Origin of the sequence: Salinirubrum litoreum, from assembly GCF_020567425.1 — an archaeon.
GTDB lineage: Archaea > Halobacteriota > Halobacteria > Halobacteriales > Haloferacaceae > Salinirubrum > Salinirubrum litoreum.
This window is the reverse complement of sequence record NZ_JAJCVJ010000001.1, coordinates 614,691-632,680: the sequence shown is the minus strand read 5'-3', so window position 1 is coordinate 632,680 and position 17,990 is coordinate 614,691. Positions and strand designations below refer to the sequence as shown.

Annotated in this window: 17 protein-coding genes; 10 read left to right on the top strand and 7 right to left on the bottom strand. The window is 68.0% G+C overall.

Annotated features, from left to right (window positions below; genetic code table 11):
* Nucleotides 1-15: 15 nt before the first annotated feature.
* Nucleotides 16-1,632, bottom strand: a complete 1,617-nt coding sequence (locus tag LI337_RS03045; protein WP_227228242.1) for a COG1361 S-layer family protein — start codon at nt 1,630-1,632, stop codon at nt 16-18.
* Nucleotides 1,633-1,904: 272 nt separating this feature from the next.
* Here LI337_RS03045 and LI337_RS03040 point away from each other — a divergent pair, with 272 nt between their 5' ends.
* Entirely contained in the window at nt 1,905-3,518 is a 1,614-nt protein-coding gene (locus LI337_RS03040; protein ID WP_227228241.1) for a spermidine synthase, read from the top strand.
* A 30-nt stretch (nt 3,519-3,548) separates the two neighbouring features.
* On the opposite strand, the gene LI337_RS03035 is transcribed toward LI337_RS03040, so the two are convergent.
* From LI337_RS03035 to secF, 3 genes are all read right to left on the bottom strand, one after another.
* Nucleotides 3,549-3,776: a DUF7511 domain-containing protein gene (locus LI337_RS03035; RefSeq protein WP_227228240.1), complete on the bottom strand. Its 228-nt coding sequence runs from the start codon at nt 3,774-3,776 to the stop codon at nt 3,549-3,551.
* A gap of 184 nt (nt 3,777-3,960) precedes the next feature.
* The gene (locus tag LI337_RS03030; RefSeq protein ID WP_227228239.1) at nt 3,961-5,589 is read right to left on the bottom strand and encodes a preprotein translocase subunit SecD; all 1,629 of its coding nucleotides are present in this window, start codon (nt 5,587-5,589) and stop codon (nt 3,961-3,963) included.
* Nucleotides 5,586-6,461 carry a protein translocase subunit SecF gene (gene secF / locus LI337_RS03025; RefSeq protein WP_227228238.1) on the bottom strand — a complete coding sequence of 292 codons (876 nt, stop codon included), beginning with the start codon at nt 6,459-6,461 and terminating at the stop codon, nt 5,586-5,588. The genes LI337_RS03030 and secF overlap by 4 nt, the downstream gene beginning before the upstream one ends.
* 288 nt (nt 6,462-6,749) lie before the next feature.
* Between secF and LI337_RS03020 the strand changes: the two genes are divergently transcribed.
* From LI337_RS03020 to LI337_RS02985, 8 genes are all read left to right on the top strand, one after another.
* The gene (locus LI337_RS03020; RefSeq protein WP_227228237.1) at nt 6,750-8,144 is read left to right on the top strand and encodes an ABC transporter substrate-binding protein; all 1,395 of its coding nucleotides are present in this window, start codon (nt 6,750-6,752) and stop codon (nt 8,142-8,144) included.
* A gap of 6 nt (nt 8,145-8,150) precedes the next feature.
* The gene (locus LI337_RS03015; RefSeq protein ID WP_227228236.1) at nt 8,151-9,032 is read left to right on the top strand and encodes a branched-chain amino acid ABC transporter permease; all 882 of its coding nucleotides are present in this window, start codon (nt 8,151-8,153) and stop codon (nt 9,030-9,032) included.
* A 76-nt stretch (nt 9,033-9,108) separates the two neighbouring features.
* Nucleotides 9,109-10,227, top strand: coding sequence for a branched-chain amino acid ABC transporter permease (locus LI337_RS03010; RefSeq protein ID WP_227228235.1), 1,119 nt, complete (start codon nt 9,109-9,111; stop codon nt 10,225-10,227).
* Complete coding sequence (locus tag LI337_RS03005; protein ID WP_227228234.1) at nt 10,224-10,982, top strand: ABC transporter ATP-binding protein; 759 nt, start codon at nt 10,224-10,226, stop codon at nt 10,980-10,982. The genes LI337_RS03010 and LI337_RS03005 overlap by 4 nt, the downstream gene beginning before the upstream one ends.
* Nucleotides 10,983-11,230: 248 nt before the next feature.
* Entirely contained in the window at nt 11,231-12,547 is a 1,317-nt protein-coding gene (locus tag LI337_RS03000) for a M14 family zinc carboxypeptidase (protein ID WP_227228233.1), read from the top strand.
* Between the two features lie 151 nt (nt 12,548-12,698).
* Nucleotides 12,699-13,331, top strand: a complete 633-nt coding sequence (locus tag LI337_RS02995) for a flavodoxin domain-containing protein (protein ID WP_227228232.1) — start codon at nt 12,699-12,701, stop codon at nt 13,329-13,331.
* A gap of 31 nt (nt 13,332-13,362) precedes the next feature.
* Nucleotides 13,363-14,625: an NAD(P)/FAD-dependent oxidoreductase gene (locus tag LI337_RS02990; protein WP_227228231.1), complete on the top strand. Its 1,263-nt coding sequence runs from the start codon at nt 13,363-13,365 to the stop codon at nt 14,623-14,625.
* A gap of 28 nt (nt 14,626-14,653) precedes the next feature.
* Nucleotides 14,654-14,866, top strand: coding sequence for a hypothetical protein (locus LI337_RS02985; protein WP_227228230.1), 213 nt, complete (start codon nt 14,654-14,656; stop codon nt 14,864-14,866).
* A 47-nt stretch (nt 14,867-14,913) separates the two neighbouring features.
* Here the strand turns inward: LI337_RS02985 and LI337_RS02980 are convergent, their stop codons facing one another.
* The gene (locus LI337_RS02980) at nt 14,914-15,756 is read right to left on the bottom strand and encodes an endonuclease/exonuclease/phosphatase family protein (protein WP_227228229.1); all 843 of its coding nucleotides are present in this window, start codon (nt 15,754-15,756) and stop codon (nt 14,914-14,916) included.
* A gap of 157 nt (nt 15,757-15,913) precedes the next feature.
* Here LI337_RS02980 and LI337_RS02975 point away from each other — a divergent pair, with 157 nt between their 5' ends.
* Nucleotides 15,914-16,387 (top strand): bifunctional nuclease family protein, encoded by a 474-nt coding sequence (locus LI337_RS02975; RefSeq protein ID WP_227228228.1) that lies wholly within the window; start codon nt 15,914-15,916, stop codon nt 16,385-16,387.
* Nucleotides 16,388-16,463: 76 nt separating this feature from the next.
* Here the strand turns inward: LI337_RS02975 and LI337_RS02970 are convergent, their stop codons facing one another.
* Together LI337_RS02970 and LI337_RS02965 are read right to left on the bottom strand one after the other, a co-directional pair.
* On the bottom strand, nt 16,464-16,646 hold the full coding sequence (locus tag LI337_RS02970; protein WP_227228227.1) for a hypothetical protein: 183 nt from the start codon (nt 16,644-16,646) through the stop codon (nt 16,464-16,466).
* Nucleotides 16,647-16,716: 70 nt separating this feature from the next.
* Nucleotides 16,717-17,865, bottom strand: coding sequence for a M48 family metalloprotease (locus LI337_RS02965; RefSeq protein ID WP_227228226.1), 1,149 nt, complete (start codon nt 17,863-17,865; stop codon nt 16,717-16,719).
* Nucleotides 17,866-17,990 lie beyond the last annotated feature (125 nt).

Below are 17,990 nucleotides of genomic sequence, written 5' to 3'. Positions count from 1 at the left end.
CGATCCACCCGAATCCTATCGTCGTCGCCACCACCACACCCCGGCACCGGCTAGCACAACCACGATCACCACGATGGGCAGGACCGGCAACCCGGTCCCCTCCTGTGGAACCACCTCCACGGGGACGGTCGTCTCCTCGATTCGGGGTGTCCCGCTGGCGGTCCGGTAGGTCACCGACAGGGGAACCGGCGTCGTCTTCGGGATGGCGTCGTTGGTGACCGTCAACTGGAACCGAAGCGTCACCGTCTCGCCGGGTGCGAGATCACCGACGAAGGCCGCCGGATCGTCGCTCTCGACCGGGCCGGTCGGCGTGATACGGGCGTTGACCCGCGAGACCGCCGTCTCGTCGGTGTTCGTCAGGTCGACGGTCAGGACACCGTCGGAGTCCACAGTGAACGTCGCGTCGACGGGACTGGCGGTGAACGTGTCGCGACGCGGTCCGATCTCGACCGCGGCCGAGTGGTCGTCGTCGGTCGTGCGTCGGTCGCCGAGCGCGTCCCGGTACGAGATCCCGAGGTCGAGGCTCCGCGGGCCGGCCGTGGTCGTGTTCGCGACCGCGACGCCGAAGGCGAAGGCCGCCGACTCGCCCGGCGCGAGGTCACCGACCGGGTAGGTCGTCGTCTGGTACACGAGCCTCGGTTCCGGCGTCGGGAGGGTGACGCGGACCGCCTCAGCCGGTCGGTCGCCGGTGTTGCGCACGACGCCGCGAACCTCGCCCTCCGCGTCCACCCGGAGCGTGCTCTCGACCGACTCGACCGCGAACGACTGTGCGCTGGCGGGGCGGACGCCGACCCGGAGTGGCTCGGACGTCTGGCGGTCGCCGGCGGTGTCGCGGTAGGCGACCAGCGCGTCCAGCGAGTAGTTCCGGACCACCGCGTCCTCGGCGACCGCGACGCGGGTCGTGACGGTCCGGCGCTCGCCCGCCGGCCAGTCGCCGACGAAGGTGTCCGCCGAGGCGCTGTCGCCGAGTCGGAGGTCCGGGTCGGTTCCGGCGAGGGTGACGGTCGCGTCACGCGCCGACTCGCTCCCGATGTTCTCGAGCGTGACGCTGACCGTGCCGGCCTCGCCGACCGCCGCGTCGGTCTCGCTCTCGACGACCCGGAAGCGCGCCTGTTCGGTGATCTCGACGGTCAGTCGTTTCGTGTCGGTCTGTCGGCGCTGGATCAGCACCGGATCGCCGGTCTCGGTGTTCCGCACCTCGGCGGTGTACTCGAAGGCGACGTCGACCGGGATGCGGTAGGTCCCCGGTTCGGCGTCCTCGTCGACCGTCACCCGGAACGGCACCGGCCCGTGGACCCCGTCGGGGAGGGTACCGACCGGGGTTCGGCCCGTCCTGACCGTGATCGGTGCGTCGCCGGAGCGGACCCGGAGCGTGGTCGCGCGGGCGGTCTGCACCAGCGCCTCGTAGTTGGGGTCGCCCGCGTCGGAGAGGTCGCCGGCGTTCCGGACGAACACGTCGAGGGTGGTGGTCTCGCCGGGGGCGAGTTCGTTGTTCGGCAGGAAGACCGAGAGGTTCGGCTTCCCGGCGACGCGGTCGGCACTCGCGGGTGCCGGGACGCCGGCGAGGAGGACCGAGACGACGAGACAGACTGCGAGGAGTTGCCGGGCCGAGCGGCGGTGCGAGGACTGCATAGCTGTCGATACGCTGTCGTACAGGATATGTTTACGCCCGAAACCGGGGAGCGAGACGCGTGTCAGCAGTCAGCACTCGCACCAGTCGACGGGCTGGCGTGGCTTCCATGGCGTGACTTCGCTGGCGTGGGGCCGCCTCAGCCCCGTCGACGGTCACCGCTCGTCGTCCGTGACCGACTCGATAGCGTTCGTGTCTCCGACCGAGTTCACGTCGTCGTGCTCCCCGTCCCGTCGTCAGCACCGTTATGCCTATCGCGCCCACAGCACCGGTAATGGCCTCCGTCTCCACCACCGACTTCTCGCGTGCGGAACTCGCGGTCTTCGTCTCCGGTGTCGCCAGCATGGGACTGGAGATTCTCGCCGGTCTCATCGTCGCCCCCGAGTTCGGGAGCAGTATCTACACCTGGGGGTCGATCATCGGCGTCTTCCTCACCGCGCTGTCGGCCGGCTACTACCTCGGCGGGAAACGCGCGCGCCGGGCGGCCTCCTACCCGAAACTGGCCGCCATCCTCGTGCAGTCGGCACTCTACGTCGGCGTGATCGTCCTCGCCGGCGACCTGCTGCTGGCCGCCGGCGACGTGCTCCCACTCGGTGCGCGCTTCGCCGCCATCGTCCCCGTCACGCTCCTGTTCGGCCCGCCGACGTTCCTGCTCGGGTTCATCAGCCCCTACGCCGCAGAGTTGTCGGTGGAGGGTTCCACCGGCGAGGCATCGGGGCGAGTGTACGCAGTCGGGACCATCGGGAGTATCGTCGGCACCTTCGCCACGACGTTCGTCCTCGTGCCGAACTTCGCCGTCCCGACGATCGAACTGATGTTCGGCGGCCTGATGCTCCTCTCGGCGGTGTTCGTCTCGCGGGAGTTCGTCTCCGCGAACGCCCTGCGCGTCGGCGGCGTGGCGTTCCTCATCGTCTCTGCCACCGTCCTCGCCAGCGTCGGCGTCTCGCTCACCCCGGCCGCCCTCGGCGGCGAGGTCGTCTACCAGACGAACACGCCCTACCAGCAACTGGAGGTCCGCGACTCCGGCGACACGCGCACCCTCTACCTCGACGGCCAACCCCACAGCGCGATGTACCGAGACGACCCCGACCGCTACGTCTTCGACTACACGCGGTACTTCCACCTCCCGTATCTCTTCGCCGACGATCCCGACCAGATAGATCGGGTGTTGTTCGTCGGCGGCGGGGGCTTCTCGGGACCGAAGCGGTTCGTCCAGGAGTACGACGCGACCGTCGACGTCGTGGAGATCGACCCCGAGGTCGTCCGCGTGGCCAGAGAGTACTTCGACGTCGAGGCGTCCGACCAGTTGAACGTCCACGTCGGCGACGGCCGGCAGTTCGTACAGGAGACCGACCACGAGTACGATCTGATCGTCATGGACGCCTACAAGAAGGATCAGGTCCCCTTTCACCTGACGACACGGGAGTTCTTCGAACTCACCGAGTCGAAACTGAGCGAGGACGGCATCCTGTTCGCCAACGTCATCTCCGCGCCCTCTGGCCCCGGCTCACAGTTCCTTCGAGCCGAGGTGAACACCCTCCAGACGGTCTACCCGCAGATCTACACCTTCCCGACCTCGCCGTCGAACTTCGTCCAGAACGTCGAGGTGATCGCCACGAAGAACGAGACGCGCATCTCCGAGGCGACCCTGCAGGCCAGAAACGACCGCCGTGACGTCGGCATCGACCTCGCCAGCGAGATCAGCAACTACCGCACCGACGTCCCGACCGACGACGTGCCCGTGTTGACCGACGACCGCGCGCCGGTGGACGACCTGCTGGACCCGATGCTCGGGCGACGGTACGTCATCGAGCGCACGAACGACGGGAACGCGACCGCGACGCCGACCGCACAGTCGGCACTGTTCGCTGCTCGCGTGGCAGGTTGAGAAGCGAGAGAAAGAACTGCTTCGGTGTGGTCAGCGCATCTCGGACAGTGCGACGAACGAGTCCTCGTCGGCGGAGAGCCACGTCGTCGGCAACTCCGCCTCGGCCGCGTCGGCCGGGAACAGCGTACACTCCTCGCCGCCGTCTCCCGTCTCTGTGACGACGGCGACGACACCCTCCGCGTCCGCGTCGAGGAGTGCGCGCGGCACGGTGTGGTCGGCCGTTTCGTGCTCGTCGGCGTCGAGGTCTGCGTCGTGCATGGGTCTGTGGTGGGAGACCGCCTGTGGTCGGTCGCGCTGTTCTCGGATGATAATTTGCTCACGAAGCCTCAAGAATCCCCTGACTCGTGGTCACTCGAAAAGACCCGTGACTGTCCGGATCTAGACCGAACATGCGGCAAAAAGTTCTGCAGTCGATCGGTGGACGCCGAGGGTCTCGGCGTCGTCAGCGCTCGGTCAGCAGCGCACGCAGGATGTCACCGTAGGCGGGTCGGGTCAGCAGGACGCCGACCAGCACACCGAGGATGGTGAAGATGGCGAAGCCCTGCAGGTCGCCCAGCGACAGCACGGCGAGCGGCGACATGGCGACGATCGTCGTCGCGGCGGCCGCGCCGATGACCCAGAACGCCTTCCGGAAGCGACTCTGGAACACCCGCCGGGAGTTCACCTCGCCTTCGGACATCACCTCGTCGGCGATGATGATGAGGTCGTCCACCCCCGTCCCGATGACGGCGATGAAGCCGGCGATGACCGACAGATCGAGGGGATAGCCGATCGCCGCCGCGAACCCGAGGAGGATGAGCACCTCCGAGAGTGCGGTGACGACCATCGGTGCCGCGACCTTCGCCTCGCCGTATCTGACGAAGACGACACCACTGACCGCGAAGACGGCGATCAGCGCGGTGATCAGCGAGTTCGTCCGGAACTCGGCACCGAGGCTGGGCGCGACGTAGAGGACGTCACCCTCCGCGACCGAGAGTGCTGCCGGGAGCGCACCGGCGCGCAGGGAGATGGCGACCGACTGCGCCTCGCTGATGTTGGCTGCAAGCAGTTGGAAGCCGGAGTCTTGCACCCACGAGCCGTCGACCATCGACTCGGCGAGACTCGCGCGCATCCCGTAGGAGGCGACCACACGGTCGTCGACCGTCACGAGCAGACAGGTCCCGCTCTCGCTCGGCCAGCCACAGCCACTCCCGCCGGGGCGGGCGATGCCGGTCTCGACCATGTCCGCTTGGAAGCGCGGCGCGGCCTCCTCGCGGACCTGCACCGGAACGAACGCACCGCCGCCGCTCTGTTGTTGTTCGGCGACGCCGATGTTGGCGAAGTCGTCCTGCGTCAGCACGGTCCGGTTGCGGTAGACCGTCTCGTTGTTCTCCTCGGTCGGGTAGTACGCGAGGACTTCGACTTCACCGCGGCTCTGGACGAGGTCGACCACCGACTCCGGGTTCTCGTTCGGCACCGTGACGACCACGAAACGCTGTCCGGACTCGTCGGTGATCGTCGTCACCGACCCGCCGGAGAGTCCGGCCTGGTTGATCTTGCTTCGGAGGACGCGGACCGTCTCCTCGCGCGTCTCGCCGGTCACGCCCGACGAGACCGCGCCGTACTCGACACCGGCCGCGTCGAGTGCGGCGGTGAACTCCGACTGCGTGGCGTTCGAGGTCAGTTCGATGGCGGGCGTGTTGCGGTTGAACTCCGAACTCGGGCCGCGGACGGTCACGTCGCCCGCGTCGGTGTTCGGCAGTTCGGCGGCGACCGCCTGCTCGACGGCGGTCGAGTCCCGTCCGCCGATGTCTACGTCGTTCGCGACGTAGCCCTGCAACGGTGCCCGGATACGGGTCCCGCCGGAGAGTTGAATCCCGTACTGGAGGTTGGTCATCCCGGAGTCACCGGTGTCGTTCACCGTCGGAGCCGGGGTCGTGCCGTTCGTCACGGTGCTGTTCGGCGCGGCGTCCGCGCCGGTGCCGCCGCCGGTCGGCGCGAACAGCGCGACACTGGAGAGGATCAGCACGAAGACGAGGAACGTCACCCGCCAGTTCTCGCGGGCCGTGGTGTAGATACCGGCCACGCTCATCGTGCGATCCCCTCGAACTTGTACCAGCGCAGGAGACTGAGATTGAGCATGTAGGTGTTCATCAGGTCGACCGCGAGACCGAACGCGAGCACGGTCCCGATGGCCGCGAGCAGTTGGATGCCGAACAGCGTCGCGGTGACGGTCATGACGATCATCGCCGACAGCGACGTGAGCGTCATCGTCACGCCTGTCCGCATCGCCCGGTAGGTGGACTCGTAGAAGTCACCCGACCGCCGGAGGATGTGGTTGTTCAGCAGGATGTCGGAGTCGACGCTGTACCCGATGATCATCAGGAGCGCCGCGATGGTCCCCAGTGAGAGTTTGATCCCGAACAGGTTCATCAGCGCGAGCGGGATCACGATGTCCGAGAACGCGGAGACGACGACCGCGACACTCGGCACGAACACGCGGAACATCGCGAAGACGAGCACCGCCATCCCGGTGAACGCGACCACGAGGCCGATCAGCGCCTCCTGCTGGAGGTCACCGCCGAACGTCGGAGAGACGGTACTGCTCGATCTGACCGAGAAGCCGGCGTCTCTGGCCTCCTCTGCGAAGTCGGTGCCGTCACCGGCCGCGCCCTCGGCGGTCTGGAACGTCACGATGTAGGTGCCGTCCTCCGGGACGAGTCGGATCGACTCCGGCGACTGTGAGAAGCTGTTTGCGATCTCTGCCTCCGAGACGCCCTGCGCGTCGATTCGCAGTTCTGTTCCACCGGTGAACTCGATGCCGAGGTTCACCGGCGCGCCAGTCACGACGGTCCAGCCGACGATCACGAGGAGGGCGAGTGCGAGGATCGCGAGCGGGACGGCCGCGAGTTGACGATTCGTGTACCGGGTGTAGTCTACCTCCGGTACTTCGAACGCTACCATGGTGGCCGGTGGTCATGCGCGCCGAATAAGCCTTCTTATACGCGGACAGCCCCGCGAACCCATCACCGCCGTCCGACGACCTCGCTCGTCCCCGACGGCACCCGGCACACGTGAACTCGGTATCGAGTGAAACTATTCGAATATCTCCTGGTAACCGGCGGCTCGTCCGCCGAAACGTGACACCAATGCACTTCTCGCCTTAATTTCGGCCGAACCTGTCCCGCCAGTGCCGGAATACTTAGGAGGGGCTGATGGATTGAGGCGTGTGGACGTACACCGAGTGAAATTATGGCACGGAACATCGACGACACGGACGAGACCCACGACGCGACGAACAGGCGCACGGTGCTGAAGTACGCCGGCGTGACCGGACTCGCCGGAATCGGGAGTCTGGCTGGCTGTGTCGGCGTCGACGGCGGCGACGGTGCGAGTACGCCGACCAGTGGCGGCGACGAGACGGGTGGGGGCGACGACACCGACACCGCGACCGAGACGGAGACGGAGACCGGTCCGGAGTCGATCACCTTCGGCCAACCGGCCTCGTTGACCGGGAAGTGGGACTTCCTGCAACCGGCCGCCTCACAGTCGACCGACCTGGCGATCAGGGAGATCAACGAGGCGGGCGGTATCCTCGGTGCGGAGGTGTCGGTCAGTCGGCGCGACACGGCCGTCAACCCTCAGGAGGCCCGGACCGTCGTCAACCAACTCGTGAACAACGACGAGGTCCCGGCCATCCTCGGTCTCTTCTCGAGTGAGATCACGCCACTGTTCGACTTCCTCCAGGAGACGGCGGTCCCGGTCGTCACACCCTGGCCCGGCGCGACCTCGCTGGACACGCGCGGTGGCGACAAGGGCACCGAGACGCTGGACGACGACGGCTGGGTCTGGCGGACCGTCATCGGCGACACCGTCGGGACGCTCGGCGCGGCCCAGTACGTCCTCGATCAGGACGTCTCCACCATGGGCATCCTCAACGGGACGAGCCAGGGTGAACGCTCGTGGGCCGAGTCCTTCCGGAACGCCTACGAGGGCAACGGCGGCACCGTCACCAAGCAGGTGGAGGTCTCCGAGGGGAAGGCCTCGTACCAGTCGGAACTGAACACGCTGTTCGAGGCAGACTTCGACGCGTGGGCGCTCGCGGTCGGCCTGCAGGACGCGACGACGATCGTCCGCGAGTGGGACAGTGCCGGCTACGGCAGGCAACTCCTCCTCGAAGACGGGCTCCGCGACCCCGACCTCATCGAGAACGTCGGCGAACAGGCGGAGGGGGCGTGGATCGCCGCCGGGTCCAGCGAGGGACCGAACTACGACAGTTTCGTCGAGAAGTTCCGCGAGGCCGGCGACGCGGACATCCACACCTGGGGCGTGGCGGCGTACGACGCGACGAACGTCGTCGCACTCGCCGTCGAACGCGGCGGCAGTGCCGACCCGGAGACGATCCAGCAGAATCTCGGCCCGGTCGCCCGCGAGGGCGGCACGACGGTCTCCACGTTCGCCGAAGGGAAGGAGGCCCTGGCGAACGGGGAGGAGATCAACTACGACGGGGCCGCGACGCCGGTGGACTTCACCGACTTCGGGAACGTCTTCGGCGACGTGACGGTCTCCAGTGTCACGCCGGACGGCTTCGAGATAGAGGGGACCGTGAAGGCAGACGACCTGAAGGGACTCGTCGAGAGCTACTGACGACACATGGAACTGCCATTCGTCCAGGAACTGATCTTCGGGCTGGTCACGGGGTCGTACATCGCGGTCGGCGCCATCGGGTTCACCATGATCTACGGACTGGTGAACATGATCAACTTCGCCCACGGCGAGTTCATGACCGTCGGCGCGTACATCGGCTTCATCGGTGCCGAGATGCTCGGCCTGCCGGTGCTCGGCGCCCTGCTCCCGGTGATGCTCGTCTCGGCAGTCGTCGGGTGGGGACTGGCGTGGGTCGTCTTCGAGCCACTGTCGGACACCGGCCCGATTCCGCTCCTGCTCACCTCTATCGGGCTCGGTCTGGTGCTCAGAAACGGGATTCGGCTGGTCGCCACGCCCGAGAAGCGGTTCGTGAACCTCGACGCGCCGACCTTCAGGTTCGACGACCTGGGCTTCTTCGTCACCGGGCAGCACCTCCTGCTCATCGGGACGACGGCGGTCGCGGTCGTCGCGGTCCACCTGTTCCTGACCCGGACGCAGACCGGGAAGGCGATGCGGGCGATGTCGGACAACGAGGCGCTGGCCCGCGTGACCGGCATCGAGACGAAGACGGTCCGGGCGCTGGTCTGGCTCATCGCCTCCGGCTTCGCGGGACTCGCGGGCTACATGCTCGCGGTCGGGCAGGGGGCGACGCCCGGCACCGGCTTCAGCCAACTCCTGCTCGTGATCACCGCCGCCATCCTCGGCGGCGCGGGGAGCGTCTACGGCGCGGTCGTCGGGGCGTACGTCCTCGGCATCACCATCTCCTTCTCCATCGCCTTCCTGCCGACGTGGGCGACGGAACTCGGGACGACGATGGCGTTCGTCGTCCTCATCGTCGTCCTGTTGGTCCGGCCGGGCGGCATCACCGGCGAGGAGGTGCGGGCATGACGGCGGGTCGGTACGCCGCGAACCGGTCCCCGGCGGATCGGTTCCGTGCGCCTCGGTGCCCGGAGGTGATCGGCTGATGGCGACCGACGACCCGGACGCGAGCGCACAACAGGCGGACGAGACAGGCGAGGGTGCAGTCGATGGCGTGGCCGACAGACTCGGCGGTCTGCTGGCGGACGGACCTCGTGTCGCCGGACCGCTCGGGGGTGGCTTCGTCGTCTTCGCACTCGTCCTCCTGTTCACACCGCTGTTCGTGGCGGTCCCGCCCGGACTGCTGGTGTTCGTCGAGGAGTTCTCGCTGTTTCTCCTCTTCGGCCTGCTCGTCGTCGGCCTGAACCTCCAGTTCGGCCACACCGGACTGGTGAACTTCGGCCACGTCGTCTTCTTCGCGGTCGGCGGCTACACCGCCGGCCTGCTGACGGCCAACGCGCCGAGTGTCGGCATCGGACTCGGACTCCCGTGGCCGGTCGGCGTCGTCGGCGCGGTGCTCGCGGCGGCGCTCCTCGGCGGCCTGCTGGGTGTGACGACGCTCCGCCTGCGCGGGGACTTCCTCGCCATCGTGACGCTGGCGGTCGCGGAGATTCTCCACGATCTGCTCGGGAGTTTCCAGTCGGTGACCGGCGGCGGCATCGGCCTGCTGTCCATCCCGACGCCGATCTCGGACCTGACCGACTCGGCGAACGAGGCGAGTCTGATCACGGCGGTTCTGCTCTTAGGGCTTCTGCTCGTGACCTACGCCGGGGTGCGCCGACTGACCGACTCGCCGTACGGCCGCGTCCTGCGGGCGATCCGGGCCGACGAGCGTGTCGCAGAGACGCTCGGGAAGGACGTGTTCGGCTACAAACTCTGGGCGTTCGTCTACGGCGCGGCCATCGCGGGTGCGGCCGGGGCGGTGTACGCCTTCACCCTCGGTGCCATCTCGCCGGGGCTGTTCACGATCAGCGTGACCGTGACGGTCTGGGTCGGGATGCTCGTCGGCGGGCCGGGCACCGACTGGGCGGTCGTCGTCGGTGTCGGTATCATCGTCGGCTTCCGCCTCCTGACCCGCTTCCTGAACGGCGAGATCCCGGCGGTGTCGGCCGATCAGTTCGCGTCGGTGCGGCTGATCATGGTCGGCCTCCTGCTGATGGTCATCATCCGCTACCGGCCGCAGGGACTGTTCGGCGACCCCGAGGAACTGGGGGTGGACAGATGAGTCTACTCGAAGTCGACGGCCTCTCGAAGGCCTTCCGAGGCGTGCAGGCCGTAGACGGTGCGACGTTCTCGGTCGAGTCCGGCGAACTCGTCGGCCTCATCGGGCCGAACGGCGCGGGCAAGACGACGACGTTCGACCTCGTGTCGGGCCATCTGTCGCCCGATTCCGGGACGGTTCGGCTCGCAGGCGATGACGTGACCGACGCCGAACCGCACGCCCTGGCCCGGCAGGGACTCGTCAGAACCTTCCAGCAGTCGCGGGAGTTGACGACGATGACGGTGCGGGAGAACGTCGCACTGGGCGATCCGGACAACCCCGGCGAGCGTGCGCCGATGGCGGTGTTCCGGGAGGGAGCAGTCGCCGAGCACGAGACCCAGATCGCCGACCGCGTCGAGCGACTGCTGGACATCTTCGAACTCACCGAGGTCGCGGACGACTACGCCGCGACGCTCTCCGGCGGCCAGCGAAAGCTGCTGGAGGTCGCTCGCGCGCTGATGCTCGATCCCGATCTACTCATGCTGGACGAACCCTTCGCCGGCGTCAACCCCACCCTCCAGAAACGGATCGTCGAACACGTCCGGCGACTCCACGCCGAGGAGGGGCGGGCGTTCCTGATCATCGAACACGAGATCGAGACGCTGGCCGACCTGGTGGAGCGCATCGTCGTCCTCGATCAGGGGTCGGTGCTGACGACCGGCACCCCAGAAGAAGTGCTGAACGACGAGCGCGTCATCGACGCCTACCTCGGTGGGTGAGGGACTCGGCGACCGGGTCGGTGGTTGTCGCACTCACCGACCCGGCGGTGGCTGTCGCTCCCGACCGCTGTCTCGGGGAGAACAGGTCCACGCCGGGACCAGTCCGGTAGCGGACATTTTACTCCTGTGAACTGTTCACACGAATTTAAGCCCGTGGGCGGTGAAGTCAGGGCGTGCGGGGGTGGTCTCGTCGCCCCAGGAGACGCCGAGCGACGGCTGTCTGTGGCGATGGCCCCCCGCAGTACACCATGGACCGACGAACCTTCCTCAAACTGACCGGCCTGACGACGCTCGCTGGCGGCGCGACGACGACGGTCGCAGGACAGAACGACGACGTGTATCGACCCGGCGGTCCCCGGCGGGGGTCGCCACAGGCGATCAACCTCAACGCCTTCCACGACAACGAACAACTCGCGGCGGCGCTCCAGCAGATCCACCGCCAGAGCGACCGGACCTCGCTTCGGGCGCTCACCGAATCGGCCGGCGGTGCCGGCACCGTCTGGGAGATGCAGGTGGGTGAGGGCGACACGAACGTCCACATCATCACACAGATCCACGGCGACGAAGCCTCCGGGACAGAGGTGGCGCTGAAACTCCTCCGGAAACTCGCACTCGGCAACGGGCGACAGGTCGACCGCATCCTCGACGAGATCACGCTGACCGTGATCCCGCGTGTCAACCCCGACGGCGCGGTGTTCGCCTACGACTACGACGACGACGGTCGCGAGGAGATCGTCGGCCGGCGGACCAACACCCAGCCGTGGTCCCCGTCCGACTCGACGTACGAACCGTACTATCACTACTCTTCGCCGTCCGGCACGCCGTCCGGCTACGACATGAACCGCGACTTCAGCATCGTCACGGACTTCGACGCGCCCGACGACGAGGATCAGGGGTCGTGGTTCGCGAACCGGTTCTTCGATCTGGAGTACGAGGGGTACACGCTGTTCAGCAGCGGCCTCCGTCTGACGCCGGAGGTCCGGGCAGTCACCCGGTCGTACCTCGAAGCCGATCCGGACTACGCGATCACCCACCACCACCGGGGCGGGAACCTCGTGCCCGACAGCGGTGGCAAGGGGCCACAGAAACAGAGCCTGCTGGCGATCATGGCCGCGTTCGGCCCGGCGTACCGCGACCGGTCGCTGTTCTACCCGCCGGACTACGAACCGATTCAGCAGGCCGTCAACCCGTTCCTCGACGAGGCGACCAGCACGCGGTCGCTCCAGTTGAACGCGCTGGTCGCCAACGCGCTGGCCGAGAAGGGCAACAGCGTCTTCGACAGCACGACCCGGTACGGCTACTTCCCGCTGTGGGGGTCGTATCTGGACGCCCTGACGCCGCAGACGAACGCGGCCGGGATGCTGTACGAGACCTCCTTCCAGACCGACCAGATCGGCCAGAAGGCGTTCGGCCGCTACCTGCAAGCGACGGTCGTCGGCTTCGACGTGACGCTGGAGGCCATCGCCGACGGGAGCATCGCCGATGTGGACCCCGAGGACTACTTCGACTACCCGCCGATGGGGGAGAGTATCTCACCCGCTCGCGGCGAGCGACTCCGCCCGTAGTCGCGAGCACTTCGTTTCGATTTTTCGGCGGGTCCAGCGTTCGCCGGGAGCAGACATCACGTCTCGCGTCGGAGCGTGCGGCTCTCGACTCCCGAGAATCAGGTCGCTCGACTATCTCCTCGGGACGCGTCTCTCTACCCGGTGAGCAGTGATGTCAACGATCCTCGTCCCCTACGCGACCTCGGAGGGCCAGACGGCCCGCGTGGTCGACCGTATCGCAGACAGACTCCGTGAACACGGCCACACCGTCGAACTCGTGCAGATCGAACGCGACCCGGCCGACGTGTCGACCGCAGACTACGACGCCGTGATCGTCGCCTGTTCGATCCACACCGGTCGCCACCAACCGGAGATCGTCGCGTTCGCCGAACAGCAACGCGAGGCGCTCTCGTCCCGGCCCTCCGGCTTCGTGCAGGTGTCGCTCTCGGCGGCCAGCGACGACCCGGAGCGACGCGGGGAGGCCGCCGGCTACGTCGAGGAGTTCTTCGCGGAGACCGGGTGGCGGGCCGATCTGGTCGGGAGTTTCGCGGGCGCACTCCGGTACTCGGAGTACAACTTCCTGCTCCGGTTCGTGATGAAGCGCATCGCCAAGTCCTCGACCGGCGACACGGACACCTCGCGGGACTACGAGTACACCGACTGGGACGCCGTGGACGCCTTCGCCGACGACTTCGCCGACCTGGTCGCCGAACGTCTCGGTGTCCCGGGCGACGCCACGGTCGCCACGGACGCCACGCCCACGAGTGCGGCAGACGACACCCCGGCCGCGTCCCCGGAACGGTAGCCTTTTGCGCGAATCTCCAGTATCAGTTGTCATGACTTCCGACGCCGAGCAGGACCCGTTCCGCAGCTATCTCGGCAGGCCCGACGGTCTCCCGGCGGACCGCTCGCACGCGGGCCAGACCGCGACGGTGATCGGCGGCGCGATGGCGGGACTCGCGGCCGCCCACGCGCTGAACGTCCTCGGCTACGAGACGACGCTGTACGAGCGACAGGCCTACGACACGAAGCGCGTGAACTGCGGCGAGGCGATGACCGACGTGTCCTCGATTCCGCTGGCGAAGACTCCCGAGAACGGCTTCGTCAACCACACGCCGGAGTTCGAGGTGCAGGTGTTCACCGGCGACACGGGCGAGAGACGACTCGCTGGCAGTGGCGTCTTCCCCTCGGAACACGGCTACATCACCGACCGGAACCTCGTCGAGCGAGCGTGGGCGCGGGAACTGGACGCAAACGGTGTCGACGTGCGCGAGAACACCGGTATCTCGAAGGCCGACTTCGCTCGGCTCTGTGCGGAGTCCGACCTCGTCGTCGACGCGACCGGCCAGCCCGCGTTGACGAGCAAGGTGGACGGGACGACCACCGAGTACAGCGGCCGGATGACCGCGATCAACGCCGACGTGACGGGCGACTTCTCCCACATCTACCCTCGCTCCGTCATCCTGTTCGAGAACTACCTCGGCTACTCGTGGGTGTTCCCGAAGACGCCCGACCGCGCGAACGTCGGCATCGGGTGGGCCGAGGACAAACTCCCGGACGACTACATGGCAGCGTTCGAGAACGCCTGCGAGCGGAACGACTGGCCGGTGCCCGAGCGAGGCGCGGCGAACATCTACACCATCCCGCGTGGCCCGTCGCTCGACCCGAGTCGTGTCTACGATCCCGACCGATCCATCGTCCGAGTCGGCGACGCGGCCGGCATCGCCAACCGCTTCACCGGCAAGGGAATCTCGCAGGCGGTCGAGTCGTCGTACCTGATGGCCTCGCTCGCCGCGCGCGACGACCTCGCGTCGTATCCGCAACAGCTCTACTCGCGGATGCGGTCTGAGTACCGACTCGCGTACGTCGTCCGTGGTGCGCTGGAGGACGGCCGGCCGGACATCCTCGGCGACGTGATGGACGCGGTGTCGGGCATCGACGTGGAGGCAGTGGACCGCGACCCGCGACAGGCGTTCGGTCGCCTCCTGCGCCGGCCGGGACTGTTGGCGAGACTGGCGACGAACCGCACGATGGTCGGTCGGCTCTACCGGGCGTACACCGACCAGTGGGAGTACACCCGGACGCCCGCACCACAGTGAGGTCGTCCGTACCGGGTGGTGACGAGCCGTGACACCCGACCGCTTCGTCCGCCTCTCGGGACTCGCCTTCGGGTTGATCCTCGCGGGGTTCGTCGTCCTCGGCTTCTCGCGGATCGTGCTCCCGTACCGGACTGCGCGACTGCTCGCTGGCCCGCTGTTCGCGGCGGCGGCGCTGCTGGTCGCGTACCTGTTCGTGCGGTCGGTCGCCGAGAAACTCGGTCTCTGGCGCATCGAGAAGTGATCGTCTGGCGAATCGACCGGTGACCGCCGCCTCGCCCCTGTGAGGCGTCAGTCCGGCAGGAGGTCGGCGACCAGCGGGAAGTGATCCGAGGGGTAGCGGTCGTCGTCGATCCGGTCCGCGAGGGTCGCGTGCCGGAGGACCGAACAGTCCCGGACGAACACGTGGTCGATCTGGATCGTCGGGTCGCCGGTGAACTCGTGGAACGTGTGTTCCGGGCCGAGACAGCCCTCGCGGGAGAGCCGTCGAGCGTCGTCGAACCCCGGTGTCTCTCCCTCGTCCGCGACGAGTCGGCGGTACGGAACGCTGTCGGGTTCGCAGTTGAAGTCGCCCAACAGGACGGTCGGCCCGTCGAGGTCCGCGAGTCGGTCGCGGACGACCCGCGCGCTCTCGGCTCTGGCCTCGACGCCTTCGTGGTCGAAGTGGGTGTTGGCGACGTGGACGGGGTCGGTCGCGGCGGCGTCGGTGGGCGGCGCGTCGGCGTCGTCCGACTCTGTCTCGACCAGCGAGACGCGGGTGACGATCCGGGGGTAGGTCGCGTCCCAGCCGACGCTCCCCGCTTCGTCCGGCGTCTCGGAGAGCCAGAAGGTCTCGTGGTCGGTGACGCGGAGTCGCTCGGGATCGACACCGACCGGGACGTGTTCGCCGTTGCCGGCTCCGTCGCGTCGGCCGGCACCGACCCAGTCGTAGCCGTCGAGTCGGTCGCGGACGAAGTCGTACTGGTGGGGTGCGAGTTCCTGGAAGCAGACCACGTCGGGCGCGTGGTAGCGGACGAGGCGGACGACCCCCTCGGCGCGTTCGGGCCACGTGTCCTTCCCGTCCTCCGGCACGTGGACGCGGGCGTTGAAGCTCATGACGCGGATCGGTGCCGACTCCGCGACCGGGTGTGTCATCGGTGGCTACTCTCGCGCCGGGGATACGGCTCTTTCGACACCGACCCGCCGAGTGGACTCGGAGGGACGAGGACCACTCAGACAGAGGCGACTACTCCGCCGGGTCGACCACCGTGACCGGGAACAACTATTCGTACCGGCACGACGAACTACGGGTATGTCACACACTGCCGAGGTGCGAGGGATCGGCATGGGGATCGGTGCGGACGGCAACAACGTCCCGGCGGTGGTCCTCTCGGCGCGCGAGGAACTGCTCCCGATCTTCGTCACCGAGGACCAGGCGAACGCGATCCGACTGGCGATGGAGGGCGAGCAGTTCGAGCGCCCCCTCACACACGACCTGCTCGTCGACATGGTGACGGAGTTCGGCGGCGCGGTCGACCGCGTCCGGATCGACGACCTCTCCGAGGGGACCTTCTTCGCCAAGGTCGACGCCGAACGCTACGAGGACGGTCAGGTGGAGCGGTTCGTCTTCGACGCCCGGCCGAGCGACGCCATCGCACTCGCAGTGCGGGTCGACTGTCCCATCGAAGTCTCCGACGAGATTCTCGACGCCGCCGGGCGGCCCCCCTCCGCCATCTCCTTCGAGGGGTCGACCGGCACCGACCACGACGACGAGGACTGGCGCTGACACCGACGAGAACGACTGCGACCGACACGGACGGTTCTCTCGCGCAGACGTCGACGAGTCTCCGGCACCGCGTCACTCACTCTTCGGACTGCGCTCGCTCGCTCGCCTCGAACTCGCCGTTGGCGACCGCCTCGGCCGTGTCGAACAGCGTCTCGGCCAGTCGCTGGTCGGAGATCTCGTTCTCGCGGGCGCTCTGGACGATCTCGGTCAGCGCCTCGTCCAGCAGCGCCTCGCTCTTGATCTCGCGGTTCGTGATCATGGCTGGCTCTCCAGACTCGCGTACATCGGTCGATCTTCGGAGCCACGAGAGTTGTGTCTTGTGGCGCGTCTCACCCACCCGACTCGAGTGCCCGCGCGACGTCGCGGAGTCGCGCGATACGCTCCTCGGTCGGCGGGTGGCTCCGGATCGAGACCGGTACCCCGCCGGCGAGTGAGTCGCCGACGCCCTCGCTCGACACTGCGTCGTCGAAGCCGTGCGGGAGGAGACAGAGCTCCCTGATCGAGGCGGTCGTCCGCAGGTCGTCGGCCGGTGTGTCCGCGACCGAGGCGTCGAGCGTCGCCAGCGCGTCGGCCAGCGCGCTCGGGTTCCCGGTCAGCAGTGCCCCGGCGCGGTCGGCCTGTAACTCCCTGGCCCGGGAGAGTCGCCGGCCGAGCGTGACCACCGGGGCGGCCGCCACGCCGAGTGCCACACCGCCGAAGACCAGCGAGAACCCGACGAGGCCGGCGACACCGACGAGGTAGCCCGCCCCCACTGGTCCGTCGAAGACGACCGCACCGACCACGAACAGTGCGAGCAGTCCCACGACGACCGTCGCCTTCCGTGCGCCGTCGCTCCACGACGCCGGAAAGAGGACGCCGAGAAACGACGCCTCGCCGCCCGCCACTGCCGGCAGGAACGTCGCCAGCGTGAGGATGGCCGCGTCCCGGTTCCGGACGTGTGCGAGTTCGTGCGCCAGCACCGCGTCGAGTCGCTCGTCGTCCAGCGTCTCCAGCAGGCCGGTCGAGACGACGAGTGTCGCGTCCCGGAGGCCACCGACCGTGAGGCTGTTCGGGACCGGACTGTCGGCGACCGCGACCGTCGGCGGGGTCGTTCCGCCCTGCTGTGCGAGTCGGGCCACGCGGTCGTGGAGCGCGGGATGCGACTCGGCGGTGATCGGGTCGGCGTCGACCTCGGCGAGCAGTTCCCGCCGGGTGTATCGGAGCTGTGCCCACGCGAACAGCGCGACGCATGGGACCACGACCGCCAGCCAGCGAACTGCGGTCGGGGTCCCCGGCACGCCGAGTGCGGCGACGAGCGCGTCCCCGATGGGTCGCAGCCACGGCGAGAGAAGCGCCGTGACGACGAGGACGAACGCGGTGTCGATAGCGAGCACGGCGAGCAGTGTCACGACGACACGACGCCGGAGGTCGGTCGCGTCGTCGGCGTGGCGGTCGCGGGTGGAGGGGTCGGCGGTCGTGGGAGGTGCGTCGGGCGACATTGTCGGTGTGGGTCGGTGTGCGGGGGTCGGCGAGGGCGAAGATCGGTCGACGTCGCGACCGACAGTGCTTCTTTCGCACCGACACGCTCCACGTAGGAAAAGCATTTGCCTGCGCGCCGAAAACG

What these genes read in the sequence shown, in the direction of transcription:
- LI337_RS02970 (WP_227228227.1), bottom strand. Translation starts at nt 16,646, where the DNA reads ATGATCACGAACCGCGAGATCAAGAGCGAGGCGCTGCTGGACGAGGCG.
- LI337_RS02965 (WP_227228226.1), bottom strand. Translation starts at nt 17,865, where the DNA reads ATGTCGCCCGACGCACCTCCCACGACCGCCGACCCCTCCACCCGCGAC.
- LI337_RS03015 (WP_227228236.1), top strand. Translation starts at nt 8,151, where the DNA reads ATGGAACTGCCATTCGTCCAGGAACTGATCTTCGGGCTGGTCACGGGG.
- LI337_RS03020 (WP_227228237.1), top strand. Translation starts at nt 6,750, where the DNA reads ATGGCACGGAACATCGACGACACGGACGAGACCCACGACGCGACGAAC.
- LI337_RS03005 (WP_227228234.1), top strand. Translation starts at nt 10,224, where the DNA reads ATGAGTCTACTCGAAGTCGACGGCCTCTCGAAGGCCTTCCGAGGCGTG.
- LI337_RS03000 (WP_227228233.1), top strand. Translation starts at nt 11,231, where the DNA reads ATGGACCGACGAACCTTCCTCAAACTGACCGGCCTGACGACGCTCGCT.
- LI337_RS02975 (WP_227228228.1), top strand. Translation starts at nt 15,914, where the DNA reads ATGTCACACACTGCCGAGGTGCGAGGGATCGGCATGGGGATCGGTGCG.
- LI337_RS02990 (WP_227228231.1), top strand. Translation starts at nt 13,363, where the DNA reads ATGACTTCCGACGCCGAGCAGGACCCGTTCCGCAGCTATCTCGGCAGG.
- LI337_RS02995 (WP_227228232.1), top strand. Translation starts at nt 12,699, where the DNA reads ATGTCAACGATCCTCGTCCCCTACGCGACCTCGGAGGGCCAGACGGCC.
- LI337_RS03030 (WP_227228239.1), bottom strand. Translation starts at nt 5,589, where the DNA reads ATGAGCGTGGCCGGTATCTACACCACGGCCCGCGAGAACTGGCGGGTG.
- secF (WP_227228238.1), bottom strand. Translation starts at nt 6,461, where the DNA reads ATGGTAGCGTTCGAAGTACCGGAGGTAGACTACACCCGGTACACGAAT.
- LI337_RS03040 (WP_227228241.1), top strand. Translation starts at nt 1,905, where the DNA reads ATGGCCTCCGTCTCCACCACCGACTTCTCGCGTGCGGAACTCGCGGTC.
- LI337_RS03010 (WP_227228235.1), top strand. Translation starts at nt 9,109, where the DNA reads ATGGCGACCGACGACCCGGACGCGAGCGCACAACAGGCGGACGAGACA.
- LI337_RS03045 (WP_227228242.1), bottom strand. Translation starts at nt 1,632, where the DNA reads ATGCAGTCCTCGCACCGCCGCTCGGCCCGGCAACTCCTCGCAGTCTGT.
- LI337_RS02980 (WP_227228229.1), bottom strand. Translation starts at nt 15,756, where the DNA reads ATGACACACCCGGTCGCGGAGTCGGCACCGATCCGCGTCATGAGCTTC.
- LI337_RS03035 (WP_227228240.1), bottom strand. Translation starts at nt 3,776, where the DNA reads ATGCACGACGCAGACCTCGACGCCGACGAGCACGAAACGGCCGACCAC.